This is a genomic window from Hoylesella timonensis S9-PR14 (assembly GCF_000762405.1).
In the GTDB taxonomy this organism is placed as follows: Bacteria; Bacteroidota; Bacteroidia; order Bacteroidales; family Bacteroidaceae; genus Prevotella; species Prevotella timonensis_A.
Window position 1 is genome coordinate 32,370 of the sequence record NZ_JRPQ01000279.1, and the last position, 26,178, is coordinate 58,547.

General features: G+C 41.7%; 24 protein-coding genes. 14 read left to right on the plus strand and 10 right to left on the minus strand.

Annotated features, from left to right (window positions below):
• Positions 1-2: 2 nt before the first annotated feature.
• The gene (gene recJ, locus HMPREF9304_RS13575) at positions 3-1,739 is read right to left on the minus strand and encodes a single-stranded-DNA-specific exonuclease RecJ (protein WP_036930076.1); all 1,737 of its coding nucleotides are present in this window, start codon (positions 1,737-1,739) and stop codon (positions 3-5) included.
• 814 nt (positions 1,740-2,553) lie between these two features.
• Between recJ and HMPREF9304_RS13585 the strand changes: the two genes are divergently transcribed.
• Positions 2,554-2,733, plus strand: a complete 180-nt coding sequence (locus tag HMPREF9304_RS13585) for a hypothetical protein (protein WP_156104835.1) — start codon at positions 2,554-2,556, stop codon at positions 2,731-2,733.
• A gap of 43 nt (positions 2,734-2,776) precedes the next feature.
• The gene (locus tag HMPREF9304_RS13590; RefSeq protein ID WP_036930084.1) at positions 2,777-4,447 is read left to right on the plus strand and encodes a hypothetical protein; all 1,671 of its coding nucleotides are present in this window, start codon (positions 2,777-2,779) and stop codon (positions 4,445-4,447) included.
• Between the two features lie 306 nt (positions 4,448-4,753).
• Here HMPREF9304_RS13590 and HMPREF9304_RS13595 read toward each other — a convergent pair whose 3' ends face one another.
• Positions 4,754-5,956: a C1 family peptidase gene (locus HMPREF9304_RS13595; RefSeq protein ID WP_036930086.1), complete on the minus strand. Its 1,203-nt coding sequence runs from the start codon at positions 5,954-5,956 to the stop codon at positions 4,754-4,756.
• Positions 5,957-5,978: 22 nt separating this feature from the next.
• Complete coding sequence (locus HMPREF9304_RS13600; RefSeq protein WP_036930088.1) at positions 5,979-7,388, minus strand: aminopeptidase P family protein; 1,410 nt, start codon at positions 7,386-7,388, stop codon at positions 5,979-5,981.
• Positions 7,389-7,605: 217 nt separating this feature from the next.
• Here HMPREF9304_RS13600 and HMPREF9304_RS13605 point away from each other — a divergent pair, with 217 nt between their 5' ends.
• Complete coding sequence (locus HMPREF9304_RS13605; protein ID WP_036930090.1) at positions 7,606-8,451, plus strand: patatin-like phospholipase family protein; 846 nt, start codon at positions 7,606-7,608, stop codon at positions 8,449-8,451.
• A 108-nt stretch (positions 8,452-8,559) separates the two neighbouring features.
• Here HMPREF9304_RS13605 and coaW read toward each other — a convergent pair whose 3' ends face one another.
• On the minus strand, positions 8,560-9,393 hold the full coding sequence (gene coaW / locus HMPREF9304_RS13610; protein ID WP_036930093.1) for a type II pantothenate kinase: 834 nt from the start codon (positions 9,391-9,393) through the stop codon (positions 8,560-8,562).
• Positions 9,394-9,678: 285 nt separating this feature from the next.
• Here coaW and HMPREF9304_RS13620 point away from each other — a divergent pair, with 285 nt between their 5' ends.
• Entirely contained in the window at positions 9,679-10,083 is a 405-nt protein-coding gene (locus HMPREF9304_RS13620) for a (deoxy)nucleoside triphosphate pyrophosphohydrolase (RefSeq protein ID WP_036930146.1), read from the plus strand.
• 924 nt (positions 10,084-11,007) lie between these two features.
• On the opposite strand, the gene HMPREF9304_RS13625 is transcribed toward HMPREF9304_RS13620, so the two are convergent.
• From HMPREF9304_RS13625 to HMPREF9304_RS13635, 3 genes are read right to left on the minus strand one after another with little or no spacing between them, the layout of a single operon-like run.
• Positions 11,008-11,277, minus strand: a complete 270-nt coding sequence (locus HMPREF9304_RS13625; RefSeq protein WP_025071657.1) for a hypothetical protein — start codon at positions 11,275-11,277, stop codon at positions 11,008-11,010.
• 2 nt (positions 11,278-11,279) lie between these two features.
• Complete coding sequence (locus HMPREF9304_RS13630) at positions 11,280-11,630, minus strand: phage holin family protein (protein ID WP_025071658.1); 351 nt, start codon at positions 11,628-11,630, stop codon at positions 11,280-11,282.
• 10 nt (positions 11,631-11,640) lie between these two features.
• Entirely contained in the window at positions 11,641-11,859 is a 219-nt protein-coding gene (locus HMPREF9304_RS13635) for a YtxH domain-containing protein (RefSeq protein WP_008126094.1), read from the minus strand.
• A gap of 266 nt (positions 11,860-12,125) precedes the next feature.
• Here HMPREF9304_RS13635 and HMPREF9304_RS13640 point away from each other — a divergent pair, with 266 nt between their 5' ends.
• From HMPREF9304_RS13640 to thrS, 5 genes are all read left to right on the plus strand, one after another.
• Positions 12,126-12,608 (plus strand): SPOR domain-containing protein, encoded by a 483-nt coding sequence (locus tag HMPREF9304_RS13640; RefSeq protein WP_008126092.1) that lies wholly within the window; start codon positions 12,126-12,128, stop codon positions 12,606-12,608.
• A gap of 80 nt (positions 12,609-12,688) precedes the next feature.
• Positions 12,689-13,102 (plus strand): Holliday junction resolvase RuvX, encoded by a 414-nt coding sequence (gene ruvX / locus HMPREF9304_RS13645; RefSeq protein ID WP_008126091.1) that lies wholly within the window; start codon positions 12,689-12,691, stop codon positions 13,100-13,102.
• A gap of 38 nt (positions 13,103-13,140) precedes the next feature.
• Positions 13,141-13,704 (plus strand): peptide deformylase, encoded by a 564-nt coding sequence (gene def, locus HMPREF9304_RS13650; protein WP_036930097.1) that lies wholly within the window; start codon positions 13,141-13,143, stop codon positions 13,702-13,704.
• Between the two features lie 5 nt (positions 13,705-13,709).
• Positions 13,710-15,680: a tetratricopeptide repeat protein gene (locus HMPREF9304_RS13655; RefSeq protein ID WP_036930100.1), complete on the plus strand. Its 1,971-nt coding sequence runs from the start codon at positions 13,710-13,712 to the stop codon at positions 15,678-15,680.
• Between the two features lie 92 nt (positions 15,681-15,772).
• Entirely contained in the window at positions 15,773-17,740 is a 1,968-nt protein-coding gene (gene thrS / locus HMPREF9304_RS13660; protein ID WP_008126085.1) for a threonine--tRNA ligase, read from the plus strand.
• Between the two features lie 187 nt (positions 17,741-17,927).
• On the opposite strand, the gene HMPREF9304_RS13665 is transcribed toward thrS, so the two are convergent.
• Entirely contained in the window at positions 17,928-18,593 is a 666-nt protein-coding gene (locus HMPREF9304_RS13665; RefSeq protein WP_036930103.1) for a B3/B4 domain-containing protein, read from the minus strand.
• 156 nt (positions 18,594-18,749) lie between these two features.
• On the opposite strand from HMPREF9304_RS13665, the gene ligA reads away from it, so the two are divergent.
• Positions 18,750-20,717 carry an NAD-dependent DNA ligase LigA gene (ligA, locus tag HMPREF9304_RS13670; protein ID WP_036930148.1) on the plus strand — a complete coding sequence of 656 codons (1,968 nt, stop codon included), beginning with the start codon at positions 18,750-18,752 and terminating at the stop codon, positions 20,715-20,717.
• 23 nt (positions 20,718-20,740) lie between these two features.
• Here the strand turns inward: ligA and HMPREF9304_RS13675 are convergent, their stop codons facing one another.
• Positions 20,741-21,490, minus strand: a complete 750-nt coding sequence (locus HMPREF9304_RS13675; protein WP_036930106.1) for a nucleoside-specific channel-forming Tsx family protein — start codon at positions 21,488-21,490, stop codon at positions 20,741-20,743.
• A 173-nt stretch (positions 21,491-21,663) separates the two neighbouring features.
• On the opposite strand from HMPREF9304_RS13675, the gene trmD reads away from it, so the two are divergent.
• Positions 21,664-22,344: a tRNA (guanosine(37)-N1)-methyltransferase TrmD gene (gene trmD / locus HMPREF9304_RS13680; protein WP_036930109.1), complete on the plus strand. Its 681-nt coding sequence runs from the start codon at positions 21,664-21,666 to the stop codon at positions 22,342-22,344.
• 28 nt (positions 22,345-22,372) lie between these two features.
• Positions 22,373-22,891 (plus strand): DUF805 domain-containing protein, encoded by a 519-nt coding sequence (locus HMPREF9304_RS13685; RefSeq protein WP_231564550.1) that lies wholly within the window; start codon positions 22,373-22,375, stop codon positions 22,889-22,891.
• A gap of 78 nt (positions 22,892-22,969) precedes the next feature.
• Here HMPREF9304_RS13685 and HMPREF9304_RS13875 read toward each other — a convergent pair whose 3' ends face one another.
• Entirely contained in the window at positions 22,970-23,878 is a 909-nt protein-coding gene (locus HMPREF9304_RS13875; protein ID WP_052046182.1) for a helix-turn-helix domain-containing protein, read from the minus strand.
• Between the two features lie 157 nt (positions 23,879-24,035).
• Here HMPREF9304_RS13875 and HMPREF9304_RS13695 point away from each other — a divergent pair, with 157 nt between their 5' ends.
• The gene (locus HMPREF9304_RS13695; RefSeq protein WP_036930112.1) at positions 24,036-25,283 is read left to right on the plus strand and encodes a TolC family protein; all 1,248 of its coding nucleotides are present in this window, start codon (positions 24,036-24,038) and stop codon (positions 25,281-25,283) included.
• A gap of 1 nt (position 25,284) precedes the next feature.
• Entirely contained in the window at positions 25,285-26,178 is an 894-nt protein-coding gene (locus tag HMPREF9304_RS13700) for an HlyD family secretion protein (protein ID WP_036930116.1), read from the plus strand.

Sequence of the window (26,178 nt, forward strand, 5' to 3'; positions counted from 1 at the left end):
CGTCATGTTTGATAATCTTCTCCTTCGGTAGGTCGTATATCTTCTATCTGCAACTGCACGGCGTTGCGCTTAAAGACGTTGTCCTCCAGGGTATAAGCAATGTCAAAACTGCGTTTGGATTTAATATATCGTGCCGATGCACTCTGTCCAAAGGCAATGCCATTGACAACATTGCTCGATTTGGAGTCAACCAGTTCCAGTTTGATATGCTCTTGTTCACGTCCTACCACCTTACTTGTACCATAGTCGTACACACCGATTGTACTAAATATGGGCTTTGGATTGCCAGGTCCAAAAGGTGAGAATTTCTTTAATTCTTGATGTAGACGCTTGGTGATATCCTTAAAATCAATGATAGCATCAATATCAATAATTGGTTCAGTCTGTTCGGGAAGAATGTGTTCATCTACATATTTTTGAAAACGAGTGCGGAATGTTTTGATGTCGTCCCAACGTAAGGTCAGTCCTGCTGCATAGGTGTGTCCTCCAAAGTTCACCAGCAAGTCACGACAACTCTTAATAGCTGCATAGACATCGAAGCCTGTTACGCTGCGTGCAGACCCTGTTGCAAACTCTCCATCACGTGTAAGAACGACGGTAGGTCGAAAATAAATTTCTGTCAACCGTGAAGCTACAATCCCAATAACGCCCTTCTTCCAATTCTCATCATAGAGAACAATAGAAGAATGATGCTTTTGGTTTTCTAATTTAGAGACGATAAGGTTAGCTTCTTCGGTCATCTGCTTATCGATATCTTTTCGTTGCTCGTTATATTCGTCAATGTGTTTGGCTTGTCGTATAGCACTCGCAATATCCTTTTCCACCAGCAAGTCAACGCTTTCTTTTCCATTCTCCATGCGTCCAGAGGCATTGATGCGCGGTCCTATCTTGAAGACAATATCGCTCATGGAGATGTCTCTGTTGCCTAAATTGCAGATGTCTATAATGGCTTTCAGACCGACACTCGGGTTTTGGTTGAGTTGTTTCAATCCATGAAAAGCCAAGATACGATTTTCATCTACCACAGGTACAATGTCAGCCGATATACTTACTGCACAAAAGTCAAGCAGTGGGATGAGTCGAGAGAAGGGAATGTTGTTGTTTTTGGCAAACGCCTGCATGAGCTTAAAGCCCACTCCACATCCAGAGAGATGCTTAAAGGGGTAGGTGTCATCGGGTCTTTTGGGATTGAGAATAGCCACAGCAGGCGGCATTACTTCGTCTGGTACGTGATGATCGCAAATGATAAAGTCAATACCTAAACTCTTTGCATACGCAATCTCGTCCGTTGCTTTAATTCCACAATCTAAAATAATAATCAGTTTAACACCTGTTTCTCGTGCATATTCTAAACTCTTTTTGCTGACACCATAACCCTCGTCGTATCGATCTGGGATGTAATAGTCTATATTAGAGTAGAACTGTTGGAGAAACTTGTACACCAAAGCTACAGATGTACACCCATCTACGTCGTAATCGCCATACACCAAAATGCGTTCTTTGCGCCCCATAGCATCGTTGAGTCTGTCTACCGCCACGTCCATATCTTTCATCAAGAAAGGATTAATGAGGTCTGCCAGTTGTGGACGAAAGAACCTTTTTGCCGCAGACTCGGTAGTAATGCCTCGGCGGATAAGCAACAAAGCGAGTATGGTGTTGATATTTAATTTATCTCCTAACTCCTTAGCTGCCTTTGTTTCTTCTGATGTAGGTGGTACATAATTCCATTTGAAATGCATTTATATTGTTTTTAATTTTTGTCGAGTCGTACTCGCATGCGGTCATACGAGTGATGGCCTTCATAAAGATGAAGACTTATTTGTGTGTAAAGTTACAAATAATTTACCATAATGCATCGTAAATGTCACAAATAATTTGTATCCTTCCCCAGCAATTCTTAAAAAAGTGTCTGGTAATGCGTATTCTTATTCAATCTAACCTTTCTGCTTTGTGTTTTTCGGTTCATGTTTTTATAGAAGAAATTAGTTGCCTGTCTATGTTTGGTTGGAAAAATAGGTCAATAAATTATTTTTTTTCTTTAAAAATTTGCAATGAACGAAAAGATATATTATATTTGCAGGCGATTGGTTTCGCCTCAACAAAGAAAGTAAACTTTCTTTGTGTTCGGCTTGCGCAATCTTTGCAGAAGATAGGCTGCGCCTCAACAAAGAAAACAAGCTTTCTTTGTGTTCGGCTTGCGCAATCTTTGCAGAAAATTAAACATCATATAGAGTGAGAATAGATTTTTCACATAGCTACTTACCCTATTGTACCAAATATTCTTTGATGCAAGGGGTGCTTCAAAGAAAGAACAATTTTCTTCTTTCTTTTAACGCAAATTATTTGGTAGTTCCAAATAATTTTGTACTCTCTCTCTCTCTCTCTCTCATAAATATATAAGGTATATCTTCTCTTATACTATACCTCTTTCTGCGCATTATGTTTTAGTGCGTAGCGAAGCTTTGTGTCTCTTTTTGGAAGGTAATTCTTTGCCATCCTTGTATGGTTGTATATTCAGAAATTAAAAGTCAAATAAAAATTTATTGTATCGTTATGAGTAAAACAGAAATCACTGCCGCACGTAGAAAGTCGGCTTACATTTGTCCTAAGATCGTTTGCATTGCAGTAGAGTATTCGCTTTGTGCCGCAAGCCCAATTGGTGGTGGCGCCGGGACAGCTGATTACGATGGTCTTCTTGAAGAAGACGAACAGAAAGAGATCCCCATGAATTAGATAACCATTTTTACTGAATTAAATTTATAAATAATTGAAACAGATGAAAATAAAATTATTTATCTCATTTGCTGTTTTCGTTGCTGCATCTGTGCTGATGTGCAGCTGTTCTAACGAAGAGAGTGCTGATAGTAATAATAATAGTAATAGTAATGGTCAGCTTACTGCCTTTACAGGAGGTATCGTAACAGAGGCTCCTATGGAGCGTGAACAGATTGGTACTCCTGAAATTTCAACAGAAGTCCCTGGCTTTCTCACTCGCATCACTATGAAGCGTCAAGGCATCGGTGAAAAAGGAACCTTCCTTTGGGAACCTAAAGACGTGATTTATGTAGAGGACGATAATAATCAGTTACGTAAGGGTAAGAGTACTATCACTGATGCTATAGCTCGCACAACATTCTTGGTAGATGGTTCTTACACCAAACAGGAATGCAATGTGTACTATTATGGTACTAACTCTGGTGCCAGTGAAAAGAAAGTTGTTATCGCCAACAATCAGACCCTGGAAGGCTTTAACAACATCCAGCATTTTGGTGCCGCCGGTGATTGCGGTGTGGCAACGGCAAAGAAAACTACAAATCAAGGCGAGAGCGGCTATAGTTTCGACTTGGCGCACAAGGCATCCTATCTTTGCTTCCTTCCCTATATACCTACTCAGGATGAGCGCAATGCCTATAAGATCAAGAGCATAGTGATAAAGTCTGGTAGCAATATTGCTGGTACTTATGAACTTACTCAAAATGGTCTTTCCAAGGGTACGAATGAGACAAATAAAATTACGCTCAAAGTAGGAACTGATGGTCTTATGCTTGCTAATAAAACTACAGGAGCGAAAAGTATTGAGAACTCGCTTTATGCAGTTATAGCTCCCGGCACCTATTCCTTGAAAGTGGATTATACTGTCTTCGACACTAAGACAAATGAGGAAAAGAAAATTACCAAATATTATAAAGAAAATCATACCTTTGGTGCCAATAAGATTTGTGATATTCCCGTATGTCTTGGTTCTGCCTATTTTTACAGCGGTTACAATTATTATATGTGGGATGCTGCCAAGAACTGTTGGTATGGCCACGAGTGGGACACTTCTGTTTCTGACTGTTGGCAGCCAACAGAAAAAGATATGTGTCCACCCTTTTATCCTCAGTCTAAGGATGACGCTGGTGATCGTTGGTATCACGAAGGTGTTGGTCCTTTCGAGGCTTCCCATGACCTCTTCAAGCAGCTTCCCAATGCCAACGAAATGGCTTGGTACATTCTGAAGGGTGATGCCCATTGGGATAATACCACCCATTGGGAGGCTTTAGGTAAGAAGAATTGCACAGGTGGTATATGGCTTAAGAAGCTCAGCGTCATCGCTAATGGTGCCGGTAAGACGCTTGCCGACTTAAAGAAGGCAGATCCCAATGGTGTTGACCAGCGGACGACGAGAGGTGCATATGTATCTGCTAATAATTCTGTAACTGATGGCAAGCCAACTGATAGTGAAATTAATAATTACTTCTTCCTCCCTGCGTTGGGCAATTACGACGAGAATGGCTGTATTCAGGCATTCTCTTCCGCCGGTTTCTATTGGTCGTCCAGTACCGTCTCCGACGACGATCCGATGCAGGCATACAGCATGTTCTTTTCCCAAGGTTCCGTATCGTTGCAACGCACCAATCGCTCCTACGGGTGTGTAGCGGCGCAGCCTTTCGAGTCTTTCCGATAGTTTTATTTTGAGCGGGCCCTTTCAAAGAGCCCGCTCATAAATACCGCCTTTGGCGGTCGATTTTCTTTTGAAAATTACACTTTTAGTAAGGTAATAAGAAAATGTCGCTTTCTTCTGTTTTGTTAATGGAGGTGCCTGATGCAGTCTTCATCTATCTGCATCGTGAAGGTATGTTTTGGAAAGCTGATGAGCGCAGTGCTTATTTGTTTTCTTCAAAGGGCTAAGGTATAAAAAAGAAAGACCGTTTTTCCTGTATAGAAAAACGGTTTTTCTTATCGTGGTTTCAAGATCAACTTGAAGCGTTATTTAGATATTTAATTTCTTACGGATATTTGCAGGAACAGCATTCTTGTTCACCATGAAATCCATCGTCTTGTAAGCTACAAAAGCTTTTGTCATGTACCAAATACCTTTGTACTTGCCACTTTCGCCCCAAGAGTTCTTTACCATGTAATATTCTTTACCGTTTTGGTCCTTGGCAATACCAAAGATGTGCATGCCGTGGTCATCGGTTGTTTCCCAATTATCGAATGCTTCTTGGCGCATCTCCTGTGTAGGAACAACTTCAGGCGCATTGATACCCAATGAATCTGCTTTGGCTTTCTTTGAGGATTTGGACATCTTCACCCAGCGGTCAGCATCTGTTCCAGACAAATCGCGTGCTTTCTTCAAATCGTAAGCAATACCTAAACCATTGCGTGTAAATCCATCTTCAGAAACATCTCCGCCCCATGCTACGGTATAACCATTGTTGATGGCGTTATCAATGATGTTGCAAATCTCTTCAATAGGAACGTTCCAACTCAAAGGCCAACGCCAGTTGTCTTGTACTTCAACAGCAAATTGTGTCCAGAAAGGATGATGTGTGTAGCTGGTGAAGTGTACATAATCGTTCATATCCAAGCCTAAGCTTGCTGCAAACGATTGTGGCGTATAGGTTTTTCCTTCGTATGTAAATGTGTCAGGAGTTTTGCCAAGGTAAGCATCAAGAATGCCCATCATTCCTTTTTTCCATGCTGGAGAAAGTTTTTTCTGCTTGCTCTTGGCAATGGCTTCTACATAAGGCGTCAAGACAGCGAAGAACTCGCTGAAGTTTGCCAATGAGTCACCTGTCATTGTACCAGGCAATGGCATCGCTGTTTCGGGTACCATGCCATAGCGTTGCCAACAATAAATGGGGTCGTAGGTACTACCTCCCTGTGCAAAACTAACATCACCATGCATACGTACAGCCTTTTCTGCTCGGTCTTCGTATGTTTTATGAGCTACGAACATTTCGCTCAAGTTGTAAGTTTTCCCCGTTTTTTTCAAGATTTCACTTTCCAAGAAACTCAGTGTAGAGTAAGCCCAACACGTACCGCTACGGTTTTGGTCTTTAATACTTGTAATCTTGTTTTGCTTTACAACAGTAAATACTGGCTGGTTGTTTTTTGGGGCAGTCTTTTTCTTCGCTGCTTGTGCGCCCGTTGCCATGATGGCCAAGAGGGCGAACATCAAAATTTTCTTCATGTTTTTGAATAGTTTTAATAAATTATTTAGTTGAATTGTTAGCCATAAATGCTTCTACATCCTTCGGATGGTAGGGTATGCGCTGTTCACCAATGAAACGACATCCGTTTTTGGTAATTAGGATATCGTCTTCAATACGAATACCTCCAAAGTCTTTGTAGGTTTCCAAAAGTTCAAAATTCAAGAACTCTTTACAGTGTCCAGATGCTCTCCACTCATCAATGAGGGCAGGAATAAAGTAGATGCCCGGTTCGTCTGTTACCACGAAGCCTTCTTCCAAGCGGCGTCCCATGCGCAAGGCATTGGTGCCAAACTGTTCGAGATTGGGACGAGTTTCATCGTCAAATCCCACATAGATTTGTCCCAAAGCCTCCATGTCGTGAACATCCATTCCCATCATGTGTCCCAGTCCGTGAGGTAAGAACATGGCATGAGCACCAGCCCTGACAGCCTCTTCGGTGTCACCTTTCATGAGTCCTATTTCTTTAAGTCGCTCCGTCATGAGTTTGCATACAGAGAAATGTACGTCCATGTATTTCACTCCTGGTTTTGCAACTTCGAGTGCGTGGTCGTGGCAAGCCTCTACAATGCTGTAAATCTCTAATTGTCGTTGGGTAAATTTGCCACTAACGGGATATGTTCGGGTGTTGTCAGAACAATAATTGTTCACTGTTTCAGCCCCAGCATCACACAATGCCAACCTTCCAGATTCCAGTAAGTTGAGCGAAGGACTGCCATGCATAATCTCTCCATGTTGAGTAAAGATAGTTGGGAAGCTCACCATGGCTCCGTACGAGTTGGCAATGCCGTCCACTTGTCCACCCACAAACTTTTCTGTTACACCCGGTTTGGTAATGCGCATTGCTGTGGTATGCATGAGATAGCCTATCTTGGCAGCACGTTCCAGCTCTTCTATTTCTTGTTCCTCCTTGACAGAGCGCATCTTGACAACCGCATGAATAAGGTCGAGGGACGCCTTTTCTTGCTGTTGATTGGGATGAATGCCCAACAAGTCGTATATTTGGAGTTTGATGTCATGCCGATACGGTGGGAGAAAATGTATCTTTTGTTGCTTCTCCTGCGCACGCTTACAGATAGTAGCGAGTTCCTTCATGGGCGCTGTCTGCTCTATTCCAACCTGCGCTGCCATATCTTTAACACTATCAACTGACCCGAACCAAACGATATCTTCAATGTCTATATCGTCTCCAATCAGTTTTTCTTGATCGTTATCGATATCAATAACCCCCACCAATCCGTCTCTATTTTGTCCAAAATAGTACAAAAAAGAGGAGTCTTGCCTAAAAGGATGATACCCATTGTACGGACCATTAGCAGGAGAGTTGTTGTTACCAAAGAGAATGATGATGCCATGACCAACTTCTTTTTTAAGTTGTGTGCGGCGTCTTATATAAGTTTGTTTGTCGAACATATAATAATATTTTATAGAATTAATCGTTTCTAATCATGCTGAATACTGTTTGTAAATGTGTCTGTCATAGTCAGTTAGCAGCAATCATTATGATGATATAGATGTGATTCCAAGGTGAACAGTTCAAATCTGTTTGTGCTTGGTTTCCACTATTTCATGCAAAGATAATAAAAACTGATGAAAAATATATAACTTTGTCTCAATTAATAAGTAATTTATGCAAATTGATAGAAATACAGGATTAGTACTCGAAGGAGGAGGGATGCGTGGAGTGTTTACCTGTGGTGTCTTAGATGCCTTTATGAAGCATGATTTGTATTTTCGCTATGTCGTTGCTGTGTCGGCGGGAGCTTGTAATGGTATGTCTTATATCAGTAGACAACCACGTCGCGCACGCTTTTCTAATATCGATTTGTTGTCCAAATATGATTACATAGGATTGCGTCATTTGGTGACTCAAGGATGTATTTTTGATCAAAAACTCTTGTACGATAAATTTCCAAACGAATACGTACCATTCGATTTTGATACTTATTTCTCGTCTCCCTCTACCTTTGAAATGGTCACAACGAATTGTTTAACGGGTTTACCAGCTTACCTGAGAGAACAACATAATAAGCAACGAGCATTGGATATTGTGCGCGCTTCGAGTAGTTTACCCTTTGTAAGTAAGATTGTAGAGATAGACCAAATCCCCATGCTTGATGGCGGAATCACAGATTCTATCCCTGTGATTCGCTCCATGGCGACAGGTCATCATAAAAATGTTGTTATTCTAACGCGTCAAAAAGGCTATCGTAGTACTGAGCGAGATAGAAAGATTCCCCATTTCATTTACAAGAAATATCCGCGTCTACGTGTGGCTCTTAGTCGTAGAGTAGCGGCATATAACGAACAGTTGGAGTTAGTCGACCAGTTGGAAGCGGCTGGACAAATTGTCTGCATACGTCCACAAGACCCAGTGAAGGTAGGACGTATGGAAAAAGATACAGCCAAACTGGAGCGGTTATATCAAGAGGGATATATGTTGGGAGACGACTTCTGTCAATCTCAGGTCAGTTAAAAATGAAATGAGCGTTCGTCCATGCTTCGTCAAAAGCACTACTGCAAACGCCAAGAATCATTCTTTGTGGTGACAACCTTATCCCATTGAAGAAAGCTGCGCACTTGTCTATTTCTCTTTTTCGTTTAGATAAAACAGCGCAGCCCCAATGGCTGTACAGAATTCACTGTATTTGGGATTGATAAAGTTCACGCCATACATTTTCTCTAACCCACTGAATACCATTTTACATTGAGGGAGTAAAGTAAGGTTACCAATGAGTACATAATCTTTGATACCCGACCCCAAAGATGCTAAAATCGTGCTGCTGCCAATGGTCTGTAACACCATGGTGATGATGCCCAATGCAATGTCCTCACGCGTAGCGTTGCTCTTGGCATTTCCAAAGAGCGAAGCAGTAGCCGTCTTAGGTAGATTGGGGAGCGGTTCAGGACTGATATCTCCGATACGAACATCAATATTTGAGGCGTCGCCTCGCATGGCAAGTGAGGAAATTTGTCGGATATCATCCGTTTTCAACATGATGCGTGACAAGCCGATGAGGGTTCCACCCCCAATACCCATTCCGCCTATGTGTCTAATGTCATTGCCCTTACATTGTATAAGACTGGTTCCTGTACCCATGCTCACAACAATCATGTCCTCCAAGTCGGTCTCAAATCGGGCTCCCAAACCGTTGCAGATAAACTCTTCTGCCTTGGCTGTCGGCAAACCGTAAACAGAATTGTCGACATAGGCAGCGCCCACACCTGTCAACATCACCTGTTCAACATCGTTCAGTTGTATATTGTTGTCATGCAAATACTTACCAAATGCACCATAGAGCGACGTCACGGGGTCGGTAGCCTTGATGCGAATAGGAGCTACTACTGTTCCGTCGTCATTGATACCTACAATCTTGGTGGTGCTAATCCCCACGTCAATGCCTATAACTATTGCCATTTTCTTCTATTATTAGTACTAATTTTTTGCAAAAATAGTGCAAACCGAAGGCAATCAAACTTGTTTGAATTGCTGAGGTGCAGCCTATTTTATGCAAAGATTGTGCAAGCCGAAAACAAAGAAAGCTTGTTTGCTTTGTTGAGGCGCAGCCTATCTTCTGTAAAGATTGCGCAAGCCGAAGACAGAGAAAGTTTACTTTCTATGTTGAGGCGAAGCGAATCTTCTGCAAATATACAACATTATCAATAATTATTTGTAAATTTGAATCATAATAATATGAATCACATGAAAACAGAAGTTACGCGTGTAGTGGCTGCTGTCGTCCAACGTGGCAAGCGCTATCTATGTATGCAAAGAGGTCGTTCACAATATTCTTATCTTTCCGAACACTGGGAATTCCCTGGTGGAAAGGTAGAAGAAGGCGAATCAGATCACGAGGCATTGGTCAGAGAAATTAAAGAAGAAATGGATTGGGATGTATTTGTAGGACGAAAAATTGGAGAGGTGACGCATGCTTATCTTGATTTCAAGGTCTCTATTACAGCCTATCTCTGCAAAGGAGGCGATGAGGATTACAAATTATTGGAGCATCTGGATGACAAATGGCTACCCCTCGACCAACTGGAATCACTCAACTGGACCGAGGCAGATCGTGTGCTGATTGAGCGGTTTCTGTCAGAAAAGGAATAGAAGGCGCATCAACACTCCTGCACAATCCTTTGGGGTAGGGCGCTTTAGTCTCTTTTGTTGCAACACTCTTTTTTGGGTATTGCAAACTCTGTAATCGCCCTTGTATAGGCTGTTCTGTAAGCACCAATTCTGCAAATGGAGTTTGTTGCTTAGTTGATGCTTGGAGATAGAGGTGATATTTGTAAGCCTTAATGGCATTGACTCATGTTTTTTCAATGATGAACTCAATGAGTTAAGTGGTGGTGGCATTCTTGTTTTTGTCCTATCATTTTACCAAAAAACGGCCATTAAAAATCTTCAAAATAGAAAAAATCAATAGGCAAACGACATGCAAAAATGTGTTGATTTTAACAAATAAAACATCGATTGAAGCTAAAACATTGAGTTTACCCTCTTGGAAACATGTATTAGAGGTGTTATTCACATGCTTCAGCGCCCTTAAAGCATGCAAATAGCGAGCTTATCTCAATGCTTCAATCGCCAAAAAATGGTAAAAATGCGAATGAAAAGAGAAGGATGAAGTGTAACAGTCTAAATAACAATGAATTACGAATGTTTCTCAAAATTCGCATATTTGCGACCAACTTTGCCGTTGGTTGTTTTCACGCGAGTTATGAGAGACACTTTGTAAAGAAAATTCGGCATTTATTATCCTTCCATGGAGTGTGTCACTAATTTTACAGATGCAGTTTTGTGGGTGTTCTTCCTTGTAAAAATCTCAGTCTTCAAATGAAAGGATTGTGGGTTTATGTTCTGTGTAAAGTATATATTGTTTTACACGTTTATGGAGCGTAACGGATTTGTACTGTGGTTTTTGGAGACATTCTGTCAGTGTTCCTGTTATAAGAAATCAACAGTGGGGGCGGATAAAAAAAAGACAACCTTCTATCAAAGTTATCTTTTTTTGCGAAGTGAAGAGAGAGTTTATCTCCTCTTTTTAAATTTTCTATATAGTTTCCAGCCTAACACTATACCGTCAAAAACACCAGCTCCTGTGCTCAACAATCCTGAAAATCGCTTGGATGGCAAATTGGTGGTCAATGAAGATGGTGACGTACCAAATAGCTGATCCCATAGAGCTTTCATCTGTGAATCATCGTTTCTGATGTTATCCAATAGTGCTTGCTTGCGCTCTCGAATCTCTGACAAAGACGTATATTTCGTCTGAGGTGTATCATAATTATTCTTTGTCATCACTAATTCTCCATCAATAAACTTGCCAAGAACTTGACAATTGGCCGCTGAATCCATTGTTTGCGGAACAGGAAAAACAGCACAAAAGTGAATAAATAACAGCCCGCAATGATGAGGAAGGCAAAAGGAAGCCCTACATGGGGTTCGAGTGCATAAGCAGCGGCAAACGAAACATATATGAGCGCTAATACCAATACAATGGTTAATGAGAGTGCCAGTGTGAGAACGGTAATAAGACGAACCACCTTTTCAATTACATCGAGCTTGACATACTCTGTCTGAAGCCCGATGTAATGTTTGCATACATCAACCAGTTGGCTAATGGTTTCTACGTTTCTGTCGTTTGAAAACATATAATAATGTTTAATCTACGATATCAGCAGCAGCATCCTTGATGTCATCTACCAAATCATCTACGTCTTTCTTAGACAATTTGAGATCGTGCTTTTTGCAAAAATCGTCAATCGTGTCACTGATTTTATTACGAGTATCTTGTCCCTTTTGTGGTGCAACCAACAAGCCTACTAATCCTCCTACAAGGACGCCTCCTAAGAATGCGCCAATACAACTAACTGTTCTCATGTTTCTAAATTTTAATGTGAATATTGTTTGTTAACTTTTTTAGCATTGGATACTCTTCCAAATGTCATAACGCAAATATACGATTTTTTTTACAAACGAGCAACCGTGTAACGATGTTTTTTGTGTTAAAAAGTTTGTATTCTATTGATTTAACAAACTTTAGTGAGTACAATTCATTCTTTTTGACAGATATTTTGTAATTTCGCCCTTGATAGATAAATGTATAGAATCAAAAAAGTTTAATTAATAATATCGACAACAAGATGATGAAGAAAAGAATTGTTTTATGCGCAGGATTATGTGCAGCACTTGCACTGACTGGATGTAAGTCGAGCGAGAGTGCTTATAAGAAGATGTATGAGAGGGCGCAAGCTCAAGAACAGGCAAAGACTGAGACTGAGGCAGAAGTGCCTACAGTAACACCTCTGACGCCAGCTCCTGTAACAGAGACAACTGTTCAGGACAATGTAGATAACGCAACGTTCCGCACAGAAGACGTTACGGTGGTTAGCGGTAATGGCTTGAGCGCCTTTAGTGTAGTAGTTGGCTCGTTTGGCTTGAAGGCTAACGCCGAAAGTTTGCAGCGCACATTGAATGCAGCTGGCTATGCAGCTCAGATTGCTTACAACGCAGGACGCAACATGTATCGTGTAGTCGCTTCTACACATGCTGACAAAGCCTCTGCAGTACGCTCTCGTAATCAGTTCCGTCAGCAGTATCCTGACGCTTGGTTGCTGTATAAGAAATAATCAACCATGAGGCGACAGTCTGCCATCTCTTCGTTTCAGAAGAGGTGGCATAAGAATGTCGCTCTTGGTATCTTTTCACCATGCGTATCCTTTCGATAGATTACGGAAAGAAACGTACGGGCATAGCAGTTACCGATTCATTGCAAATTATTGCAAATGGGTTGGCAACTGTTGCTACATCTGCACTTTTCGACTTTCTCAAGACCTATGTAGCGCAAGAGGAGGTGGAACGGATTGTGATAGGCAAACCGATGCAGACGAATGGAAAACCGAGCGAAAACTTTGCCAGGGTTCAGCAGTTTGTCAACCGATGGCGTAAGGCGATGCCGCAAATTCCTATCGAATTTTACGACGAACGCTTTACATCAGTGTTGGCACATCAAGCAATTTTGCAAAGTGGTATTGGAAAGAAAGCCCGTCAAAACAAAGCTTTGGTAGACGAAGTTTCGGCTACTATTATTTTGCAGAGCTATATGGAATCGAGACGTAAATAACGAATGTTTGTCTTAGATTCTTATTTAATAAAGAAATAATGATATTACCTATATATATATATGGACAGCCCGTGTTGCGTAAAGTAGCACAAGATATTACCCCAGCGTATGAAAATCTGCAGCAACTCATCGCAGATATGTTTGAAACCATGGACGCTTCGGATGGCGTAGGCTTAGCTGCCCCACAGATAGGCAAGTCGATTCGGGTCGTTGTAATCGACTTAAATGTATTGTCTGACGAATTACCCGAGTACAAAGACTTTAGGCGTGCCTACATCAACCCTCATATTATCGAGATTGACGAAGACTCTCCTGTATCGTCCATGGAAGAAGGGTGTCTATCTATCCCAGGCATCCATGAGTCGGTAACACGCCATACACGCATTCGTGTGCAATACATGGATTCAGATTTTCAGCCGCATGATGAATGGGTGGAGGGTTATTTAGCCCGTGTGATGCAGCACGAGTTCGACCATTTGGAAGGTAAAATGTTTGTGGATAGAGTAAGTCCGTTTCGCAAACAACTTATCAAGAATAAATTAAAAGCGATGACACAGGGCAAGTACGAATGTCATTATCGTACCAAGCCTGTACGCAAATAGAATGTATGTATCGCATCAAGGTCCTCATCTTCTTGGCTTGTCTATCCCTTGCAGCAAAAGCACAATACAATGTTGACAAGCTGTTAAGGAATGGTCAGGTGGCCCTTCATTATGAAGACTATGTGCTTTCGATACAATATTTCAATCAGATTATTTCGCTCAAGCCTTATCTTTACGAGCCATGGCAGTACAGAGCTGTGGCGAAATTCTATTTAGATGATTTTACAGGTGCCGAGTCCGACATCTCTAAAGCTATCGAATTGAATCCTTATATTCACCAGTTTTTTGATTTAAGAGCCATTACTCGCATCAAGCAAGAACGCTTTGAGGATGCTATTAACGATTATAACCACGCCATAAGGTTACAACCTCAACAGCAAAATTATTGGTTGAATCGAGCCATTTGTTTGATGAACGATAAGCAGTATGCCAAGGCACAGTTGCAAACGGATACGATTATTCATAAATGGTCACAGAATGCCAATGCCTATACCTTAAAGGCAGAAATCTATTTGCATCAAAAGGACACCACTTCGGCTGCCAAGTGGCTGGATAAGAGCTTAAAGGTTGATCCATACGATGGTAGCACTTGGACCATGCGAGCCTACATCAGTCTGGCACGTCAGCAGTGGAAAGAGGCAGACAAGGAATTATCACAAGCCATTCATCTCAAGCCGAATCAGGCGAATAACTATGTCAATAGAGCCTTGGCGCGCTTGAATTACAACAATTTGCGAGGAGCTATGAGCGATTATGACATGGCACTGGACTTGAATCCACAAGATTTTTTAGCTCATTATAATAGAGGTCTGCTGCGTATGCAGTTGGGCGACGATAATCGTGCCATTGAAGACTTTGATTTTGTCATTAAACTGGAGCCCAAAAATGTCATGGCAATTTTCAACAGAGCATTGTTGTTGGATAGGACAGGAAATCTTCGAGCCGCTATACGAGACTATTCGGCGGTGATAGAGCAATTTCCTAACTTCTGGACAGGTTTATCTTATCGGGCACATTGCTATCGACGATTAGGAATGATAGCCAAGGCGGAGCTTGACGAATTTCGTATCTTCAAGGCGCAGATGAATAAACACGTGGGTGTACAAAAGCGCTGGAGTAGAAACAAACTCAAAGAGATGCGCAAGCGAAGCGAGATAGATCCAGAGAAATACAACCAAATTGTCGTTGCCGATGAGAATACTGTTGAGCATGAGTATGATAGCGAATATCGCGGACAGATACAACATCGAAAAGTAGAAGTAGAACTGATGCCGATGTACGAGGTATCATATCTGCCTTATCAGAATGGCATAAGTTCGTATCAAGCATTTTATAAAGACCTGGAGGAGTTCAATTTGCAGCATCATCCTCAACACAAACTCATGTTGACTTGTCGCCCGAAGCAACTCACGGCAGAGCAATCGAAGATGTATTTTGCAAACATCGATCAGTTGTCTGCCCAGATACAAGATGCTAAAAACATAAAATCTGTGAAGAGCTTATTGTTTCAGCGAGCTGTAGCCTACACGGTAACACAAAATTATGATGCTGCTATCCAAGATTTGACAGTCTGTATCAGCGAGGACAGTACCTCTGTCGTTACTTTTTGGCAACGTGCGGTGTGCCAGTTTATGATGAATGATTTTAACGCTTCTAAAGGTGTAGATACGCAGTTGAAAGCAGCCAAGACCTTAGACGATTTGAATCACGCCATTAAATTGGATCCTCAAAACGCCTATCTATATTATAATCGAGCTAATTTGTATGCCACTCGGAATGATGACCAATTGGCAATCAAAGATTATACCAAAGCTATTGCCCTTGACAATAGGTTGGCAGAGGCTTATTATAACTTGGGAATCGTACACATGAAGAAAGGTGATCGAGCGGCAGGTATGGCGAATTTAAGTAAAGCTGGCGAACTTGGAATCTATGATGCGTATAGCTTGATGAAGAAAAATCGAGCGTCCAAATAATTTGAAAATTATATGGAATTTAGAAAAATATGACCTCAACTCGAAAGAAAATATTACTTTTGTAGTTGATTCAGATAAAAAACTAATTTGTTATGGTTAAAATCACATTTCCTGACGGTTCTGTTCGAGAATATGAACAGGGTGTCACGGGGTTACAAATCGCCGAGAGCATCTCACCGGCTCTCGCTCGCAACGTTGTATCTTGCGGTGTAAATGGTGAGACAGTAGAGCTTAATCGCCCAATTAACAATGATGCTACTATTGCCTTATACAAATTCGAGGACGAGGAAGGTAAGCATACTTTCTGGCATACTTCGGCTCACTTATTGGCAGAGGCGTTACAAGAACTTTACCCAGGTATACAGTTTGGGTTTGGTCCTGCTATTGAAAACGGATTCTTCTATGATGTAATGCCCAAGGAAGGAACGACGATAAGCGAAACAGACTTTCCTAAAATTGAAGCAAAAATGATGGAACTGGCTAAGAAAAATGAGCCAGTGGTCAGACGAAACATATCGAAGGCAGATGCTTTGAAGGAGTTTCAAGAAGATGGACAAGATTACAAATGCGAGCATATTGACCAAGATTTGGAAGACGGTACTATTTCCACCTACACCCAAGGTCATTTTACAGACCTATGTCGTGGACCTCACTTGTTATCCACGGGACTTATCAAAGCTGTAAAAATTACCAGTGTAGCAGGAGCTTTTTGGCGAGGTGATGCAAAACGTGAACAGATGACACGTATTTATGGAATTACTTTCCCCAAGAAAAAAATGCTGGATGAATATCTTACCATGTTGGAAGAAGCCAAGAAGCGTGACCACCGAAAGATAGGAAAAGAAATGGAACTCTTCATGTTCTCAGAACGTGTGGGAAAAGGATTGCCTATCTGGTTGCCCAAAGGTACAGAATTACGCTTACGCCTGCAAGATATGCTTCGAAATATCCAGCGTAGATATGGCTACCAAGAGGTAATTACGCCCCATATAGGTAGCAAGAATCTCTATGTCACCAGTGGACACTATGCCCACTATGGCAAAGATTCTTTCCAGCCCATCCACACCCCCGAAGAGGATGAAGAATACATGCTCAAGCCGATGAACTGTCCTCACCACTGTGAGGTGTTTGCTTATAAGCCACGCTCTTACAAAGATTTGCCATTGCGCATTGCTGAGTTTGGTACCGTTTATCGATACGAAAAGAGCGGAGAGTTGCATGGATTGACACGTGTGCGCTCGTTTACACAGGATGATGCACATATCTTTTGTCGTCCTGACCAAGTAAAAAATGAGTTTTTACGCGTCATGGATATTATCCAAGCTGTGTTCAAAATCTTTAACTTCGATAACTTTGAGGCTCAAATCAGTTTGCGAGATCCTAAGGATAAAGAGAAATATATCGGTTCTGATGAAGTTTGGGCTGAGAGCGAGCAAGCCATTATTGATGCCTGCAAGGAAAAGGGTTTGGACGCAAAAGTAGAATATGGTGAGGCTGCCTTTTATGGACCTAAGCTCGACTTCATGGTGAAAGATGCCATTGGGCGTCGTTGGCAGTTGGGTACTATTCAGGTTGATTATAATCTTCCACAGCGTTTCAAACTTGAATATACAGACGAAGATAACAGTAAGCGTACGCCAGTGATGGTGCATCGTGCTCCGTTTGGCTCTTTAGAACGCTTTACGGCTGTCTTGATAGAACATACCGCAGGACACTTCCCATTGTGGCTCACGCCAGATCAGGTTGCCATTCTGCCAATTTCTGAAAAGTATAATGCCTATGCACGACAGGTTGCAAAGCAGTTTGCAGCGCAACAAGTACGTGCAACCATTGATGACCGTAATGAGAAGATAGGTCGCAAGATTCGTGATAACGAACTCAAACGTGTTCCATATATGGTCATTGTCGGTGAAAAAGAGGCTGCAGATGGGCTTGTATCCATGCGTGAACGTGGAGGAGGCGAACAGGCTACCCTCCGTGTAGATGAATTTATTGCACGCATTAACAACGAAGTTGCCCAGATGTTGAAAGCAACAGATATTCATCCAGATGATGAGTAATGGCAACGGATTAGAATGCTGGAATTTAAAGGTTGGCTCTAAAATGACCAAAGCTCATGTTTAGAGCCAGCCTAAAACATATTGCCAAGTTGGTTTCATCGTACGACTGATGGGCCAACAAGTTGACAGTTTGACGATTTTGCGAGAAAGTGATGCAGCAAAAAGCATCACTTTCTTGCTTTCTATGCTATTTGTACAGATAGTAACTACTGTCAGAGGAAAGAGAAAATCGTTTGAGCAACTCTTGTATATATGTCGCATTGGCACGCACTTGCTCCTCGCTGCCGTCATAGCCATTGATAAGTACGACGAGATGTGTAGTGCTGAGTGTGATTTTTGTTCGTTCATGGTCTGAGGTTGGTGTACCCACACCTCCCAAGGCATCACGGTACACAGGAAGTCCAGCAATGTTTATCACTCCTCGCCCAATGCCCTCGTATGGCTCTCCTTCTTTCCCTATTCCTAACGTCAGCGTATCTCCCTTGAACTGGTCGGCGTCAAATCCGCCAATGCTGTAGCCGTATGCAATGCTCGCCAAATTGATTAAGTCTACGAGGGTGTTAATTTGATATAGCGGCTTATCCTGTAATATCCGTCTAATAAGAGCTTCGGCTGCTGGTCGATAACGTGAGGGGTCTTTGCCACATCGTCGATATACTTTCCGCGTAGCTTGTATGCCACTCATTTCTTTGAGTGATTCTGTATTCAGTGTGTCTTTGTATAGCTGGGCTTTATGATGAATTTCTTGCCATAAGTCTTCGCTGTACGCTGAATTTTTCACCGTAGCTTCAACACAGGCGCCTACAAAATCAGGGCACACTTGTTCTATTTCCTTTGAAACGATTATCTCCATGTTGGCAAAGGTACAAAATAATTTGCTATCTTTGCAAATGGAGAAGAGACGAGTTTGCATGGTTGCGACTCCGCCAGTATGGTTGATGCGCTTTGCCGTGTTCACTTATTTGTGTATGACTCGTCAGCAAAGAAACTTATAAAACACGAAACTTATATGGATATTCAGCAGCGCATGCGCAAATTGGTTGACAAGCTCAACCTCGCATCAGATAATTATTATGGTGGTAAGCCTGAACTAATGACCGACTATGAGTGGGATGCCCTGTTCGATGAGCTGAAGCAATTGGAAATGTCGAGTGGGGTAGTACTGCCTGATAGTCCTACCAATCAAGTTTCTGATGGCGCAATGAATGGTAAAAAAGAGGCACATGAGTTTCCTGCACTCTCTCTCGCAAAGACAAAACAGCCTGCTGACTTGGTGAAGTGGGCAGAAGGAAAGCCTGTTTGGTTGTCGTGGAAATTAGACGGTCTGACCTTAGTTGCTACTTACGATGACGGAAGATTGTCCAAGGTAGTAACACGAGGAAATGGACATATTGGTACCAACATCACGCATTTAGCAAAGGCGATTGGCGGCATGCCTGCCACCATACCGTTCCAAGGTCATACGGTAATACGCGGTGAGGCTGTCATTTCGTATGCCGATTTTGAAATTTTTAATCTTGAATCTGACGATGCGTATGCCAATCCTCGCAATTTAGCCTCTGGTTCTCTTACGTTGAAGGATGTCAAGGAGGTGGAACGACGCCACATACAATGGATTCCGTTTACATTGGTCTTTGTAGAGCAAGAAATCAAAACATGGGGCGAGCAAATGGATTGGCTTGAACAACAAGGTTTTCATCCTGTGGAACGAGAGCGCATCAATGAACCTTCCCTGCCTGTGGTTGAACAGGTGATTGAGCGTTGGACTGAGAAAGTAACCCAAAAAAGAAATCCTTTCCCTGTTGATGGATTGGTAGTGGTGTTCGATGATATTTCTTTTGCTGCAACAGGGTCGATAACAGGGCATCACGCCACACGTGCTGGATTGGCTTTTAAGTGGCAAGACGAAGCTGCGACAACGACACTTCGCCATATAGAGTGGTCGTGTGCTGCCTCCACCATTTCGCCAGTGGCAGTGTTCGTTCCCGTGGAATTAGAGGGAACAACCGTGCAACGCGCCTCGCTCTGCAACATTAGCGAGTGTAAACGTTTGGGGATAGGGGGTCCTGGTAGTACGCTGTCGGTCATCAAAGCCAATAAAATTATCCCAAAGGTGATACGTGTCATCCAGTCGGTTGGTACATTCGATATACCGAAGAGTTGTCCAGTGTGTCATCATGAAGCTGTGGTGAGGGAGAGTGTTGTGAGTGGTACGCTTACTTTACACTGCACCAACGAGGCATGTCCTGCAAAACAAATCAAAAAGTTCGACCGTTTTGTGTCCAAGGCGGGAATGAATATAGACGGAATCTCTGAGCAAACGTTGGACAAATTCATCAATCTTGGTTGGATAGAAACTTATGCGGATATTTATCGTTTGTCGGCACATGCTGCTGAATTGGCATTGTTAGAAGGCTTTGGTGAGAAGTCTATGCGCAACATAATGCAGTCTGTAGAGAAGTCGAGGATAGTAGAAGCACGCCATTTCCTGTATGCGCTATCCATTCCTTTATGCGGTGTAGATGTTTGCAAACGACTGTTAGAGACTTATCCTTTAGCAGAATTGATAAGTGTTGCCACCACCGCCAGCTCTTTAGAGGCTTTTGCCCACATTCCAGGCATTGGTCCAGAAAAATCTGCGTCGCTTGTTACTTGGTTTCAAGACGAAGCAAATCAACGAATCGTCAATGATTTGTTGAATGAAGTTCAAATCGAAGAACCGTCATTGCAGCCACAAGGTGCTCGTTGTCAAGGCATGACTTTTGTGATAACGGGCGATGTACATCATTATAAAAACCGTGCCGAACTGAAAAGTTACATCGAAAGTCAGGGCGGCAAGGTAACAGGTAGTGTGAGTAAGTCTACCACCTATCTTATCAATAATGATGTCAATTCCACTTCTGGTAAAAACAAAAAAGCCAAAGACTTAGGCATTTCTATCATATCCGAAGATGAGTTTGTAGAGCGGTATGGATGAGATAGCTGTGCTGTTGTTATAGGCTAAAATGTCCACTTGACAGCTAAGGTTGGAATAGCATAGAACTTATTGTTTTGTCCTTTGGCATTCCAAACAAAATTGTTGCTTAGCTCAACCTCTCCACCAATACTTAGGTTGATATCGTTCCAACCTTTTAAGGTGTTTAGGTTCAGCCACAATTGGGGTTCGGACAGGAAGATGAGCTTACCATTGGCATTTGGGTGATACCACACATCGCAGAAGCCACTGAACGTAAGTAGCCCTTTTGCAAGATTCATGCCCCATACTTCGGTGAGCTGAAAGCTGTTGATGGACGCCTGTCCCAAATGATTGTTTTTGAAAAAGTATTTATACAGCACCTGTACAGAAAACGTTCTGGAGAAATTTCCATTGTGCCAATTCCATGCACCACCCAGTAATGCGGCGTGTTGAAAGCGCGAAGCAAAATACGAGTTGTTCGTTCTGCCTGACGATAATCCGCCATTATATTCAGTATGGATAGCCCATTGTTTGTTAGTAGAGATGTTGAACTCGCGCGATATTTCCCAATATGCTCCCGTCATACCATCGGATTGTAAGTCGAGGTCGGTAAACATATAGGTGCTTCCCCATTTGTCGGGCTTGAACATTTCAATGGTAGCGGTTGCTGCAGGTCTGCTACTTAGGTCGTTGTAGAGCTGCTGCCCCCAATCATAGTGCAGCTGAATGTTTTGTGCTGTAGCCAATAAACTGAATCCTGCCAGTAGTAATGTTGTTAAACAGTTCTTTTTCATTGTTGTTATTTTATTTATAATTTTTAGTGAACGAGTTGGTAAAGGATGATTAACAGACTGAATGTCTTGATTTGAAACTTTACTTTTCCAACGGCAAAGATACAAAATCTTTCACATTATTTAAGAGATAGAGCATAGAAATATTAATCTTTTTTGTCTACTTTTGTATAACTATGAGAATAGACATTATTACCATTCTGCCCGAGATGCTTGAGGGCTTTGTGAACGAGTCCATTTTAGCACGTGCACAAAAGAAAGGTCTTGCGGAGATTTGTTTGCATCAGTTGCGCGATTATACCACAGACAAATGGCGACGAGTTGACGATTATCCATACGGAGGTTTTGCTGGTATGGTGATGCAATGTGAGCCTATAGACCGTTGTATCTCGGCTTTGAAGGCGGAGAGAGACTACGATGAGGTAATCTTTACCTCTCCCGATGGCGAAAAATTTACACAATCGGTGGCTAACGACTTGTCTCTGAAAGGCAATATCATTATACTTTGCGGACATTACAAGGGCATTGACCAGCGCATACGCGACCATCTCATTACGCGAGAGATAAGCATTGGCGACTATGTGCTCACGGGTGGAGAACTGGCTGCAGCTGTAATGACCGATACCATTGTGCGCCTTATTCCTGGAGTGATAGGGGATGAGCAAAGTGCATTGAGCGATTCATTTCAAGACAACATGCTCTCCGCACCTATTTATACACGTCCTGCCGACTACAAGGGCTGGAAAGTTCCAGAAGTATTATTGAGCGGTAACGAGGCTGTTATCAAGAGTTGGGAAATGGAACAGGCGTTGGAACGAACCAAACGCTTACGTCCCGACCTATTAGAAAACACCTAAACCTTTGTTATCCAAAAATCTATAACCTATGATGAATAAATTATTAGTACGACCACAACCTACCTTTCCTGAAGCTGTAAAAGAGGGATGCCAGCGCATTTTCGACTTTACAGGGCGAACACGCCGTTCGAGTTTTTGGTGGTTCATGTTGGCGTATACCGTTTGTTATTTCTTCTTGACCAATGTGTGGAAAGCTTTCTTTCCACTAATGCTCGCTGCTATTTTCGACTTGGGCATGATGTTTTTTGCGCTCGCCATCACCGTGCGACGCTTACAAGACCATGGATCCAGTAAATGGTGGGCGATTGTTAACTATCTATCAATAACGATTTACACCTTATATATATATGGTAGCGGGATTGGCGAGGCGTTGGTGAACATTAATTCCAGCGCAACACATTTGACGAACGTTTACCAAGACCCTGTTTTTATGACCACACTTTCCGTTGCACTCATAACTGTTCTTGTCACATTTGTACTTTGTTTGCTGGATAGTCAGCCCAAGACCAATAAATATGGTGCGTCACCCAAGTATTTTGTAGAATAAAATTTAACATAAGGTTATTAGGTGTGTTCATTATAAGGCTTATTTTCAAGAAAGATATTGTGCGTAATTGAATAACTGTCATACTGTCTCGTCTCGATATATTTTTGGTGTAGTGCCTGTGATACGCTTAAAATATTTGCAGAAGAAACTTTCATTAGGAAATCCAAGTTCATAAGAGATTTGAGCTATTTGTTTGTCGCTGTGACGTAACATAACTTTGATGCGTTGAATAGTAGAGCGGTCTATCCACTCCTTTGCAGTGATACCACTTACTTGTTTGACGACAGTTCCCAAATAACGTTGTGTAAGGTTCATGCACGATGCGTAATACGATAGTTTACGTTTTATTCCATTAGATTGATTGACGAGTAGAATAAACGTTTGGAAAATCTTTTTTTCTCGCTTTTCCGTCCTGTTGTTTTCTTTGCTATATGCACTGATGATATATTGTACATGGTGGAGGATACAGCTCATGAGGTCTGAAACCATTTTACAATCATCACCATAAAGATGTGCCGTATTCCAAAGAAGGTTGAATAATTGGAAGAAAATCTTTAAATCTTTAGAATCAGGCTTTAGAACGATTTCGCTCATCTGATTTATAAGAAAAGTGGGTAATGGTTCTTTGTGCCAAATAGCCAGTTGCTCAGAGTTCAGCATTAAGCCCATTAAATTAAAGTTTGGACTTACTTTTGTCAATTCAAGTATGGTATTAGGCGTTAAACAAACAATGTTGCCTTTGGTTAAATGATAATGACGCAAATTAATAATTCCTTCTATTTCACCTTCTTTGATGTAACCCAAGCGAATGTCAGAAAATTGGAGGAGATTATTAGCAAATCCTGATTTCTTTAGTGCAGGGATAACATTTTTAACCATGGCGAATGTTCGACCTGTATAGGGAGGTTGTGAGGATGAGTCAACATGGTTTTTGAGTATATCTTCAAAATTGTCAAAACTGATATGATGCGGTTGTTTGAGTTTCATCTTTTAAATATAAATATGACACAAAGATAATAATAATAACCTATTTTACCATGTTTATTTATAATAACTGTACAAAAAGGACATAATTTAAACCTGATAGGTAAGCATTATCAACTGTTTTATATGTAATTTTGCAATCAATAAAAGTAAGTCAAAGATGAAAAGGAAAATTTTAGTCTTTATTTTATCTATTCTGATTTCTCCATGTTTAGCACAATTGGATATCGACCAGTGTCATGACATGGCACGACAGCAATACCCACTCATTAAGCAATATGGTCTGCTTGAAAAGAGTGAAGCATATACATTATCTAATGCGATGAAAGCCTTTTTACCAGAAGTAAAATTCAGTTTTGGTGCCAATGGTTTTACCGATCCTACCAACTCATCGCCCAAGACAGATGCTATGGGGATGGGAGATATGAAGAATTACCTGCTGAATGGAAGTATTCAAATCAGCGAATTGATTTATGACGGAGGTGCTATTTCAGCACAAAGAAAACTCATAAAGGCTCAAGCAGAGGCAGATAAGAAACAATTGGATGTGCGCTTGTACGAAATTAACCAGCGTGTCAATCAATTGTATTTTGGCATTTTGATGATAGATGAACAAAGCAAACAGTTGAAGTTGTTGCAAAACGATTTGACTTTAAGTTTGAATACGGTTCAGTCCTTGATGAATGGAGGACTTGCTAATCAGTCGGATGTGGATGCAGTAAAGGTAGAACAGTTGCGGGCAGCTCAACAGGAAAGTAGCTTGCGCACATCTCGGAAATCCTATATCCAGATGCTTGGTTTGTTTATTGGTAAAGCTCTTGATGAGAAAACGACATTGGAAAAGCCAGTCCCGCTACCTATTTCCAAGTCTCAAGGTGTGCTGCGTCCTGAACTATCTTATTATGCGGCACAGCAAAACTTGCTCGATACACAGCGAAAGTCGTTGACCGCTCGTCTCTTACCTCAATTAAGTGCTTTTGCGATGGGCATGTATCACAACAAAGTATTGGATATGATGAAACCTGCAATGTTGGCTGGAGGTATTACGCTCTCTTGGAAAATCTCTCCTTTCTATACGCGTAAGAATGATTTGAGAAGCATAGAGACCAAGAAGTCTATGATTGATCAAGAGCGTGAAACCTTCTTATTCAATATTCATCTACAAAATGAAAAAGAGCAAAGTGTTGTCGAAGATTTGCGTGAAAAACTCAATCAGGATGATGAAATCATCCGTTTGCGCGAAAATATTCATAACGTATCCGTCACAAAGGTTCAAAATGGCATTCAAACCATCAATGAAATGTTGCGTGATGTGAATGCTGTGAATGAGGCACGTCAGCAAAAAAGCATCCATGAAATCCAACTCTTAGAGGCTATGTATCAGCTCAAAAACATCAATAACAATTAATATGAAAAAGATAGGCTTAACCCTCTTCAGCATCGTGGCACTCTTGTCAGGATGTTCTTCGAACGAACATCCATACGATGCGACAGGAATATTTGAAGCAACTGAAATCATCGTTTCCGCTGAACAAAATGGCAAATTACTCTTTTTGAATGTTCAGGAAGGAACGATGGTGGAAGCGAATCAGCAAGTAGGATTGATTGATACAGTTCAGTTGGCATTGAAAGCTCGCCAAGTAGGGGCAACTACGGCATCTATAGCGAATCAGAAACCAAATGTCAACAAGCAGATTGCAGCACTACAGCAACAATTACAGACTGCGGAAAAAGAGCAAAAACGTTTCGAAGAGTTAGTGAACAGTGGTGCAGCAAATCGTAAACAACTCGATGATGCCACATCGGCTGTAAATGTGTTGAGGCGACAAATAGAGGCTCAAAGAACGGCATTGCACAGTGACAGACGTGCACTCAATTCCCAAATGAATGCCAACGATATCCAAAAGCGTCAGGTTTTAGACCAGTTAGCGAAGTGTCATATTACGTCGCCCATTTCAGGAACCGTCTTGGAGAAGTATGCCGAGCAAGGTGAGTTCGCCTCCATAGGAAAACCATTGTTTAAGGTGGCTGATATGACTAATATCATTCTTCGGGCTTACGTAACCAATCAACAGTTGCAGCAAGTGAAGATAGGGCAGCAGGTTCAGGTTTTTAGCGATTACGGCAATGAGCAACGTGAGACTTACCAAGGCAAAGTGGTGTGGATCTCACCTCGTTCTGAATTTACTCCTAAAACCATATTGACTGATGATGAACGTGCCGATCAAGTGTATGCCGTCAAGGTAGCCGTAAAAAATAATGGCAGAATTAAGATTGGTATGTATGGAGGCATGAAGCTTTAG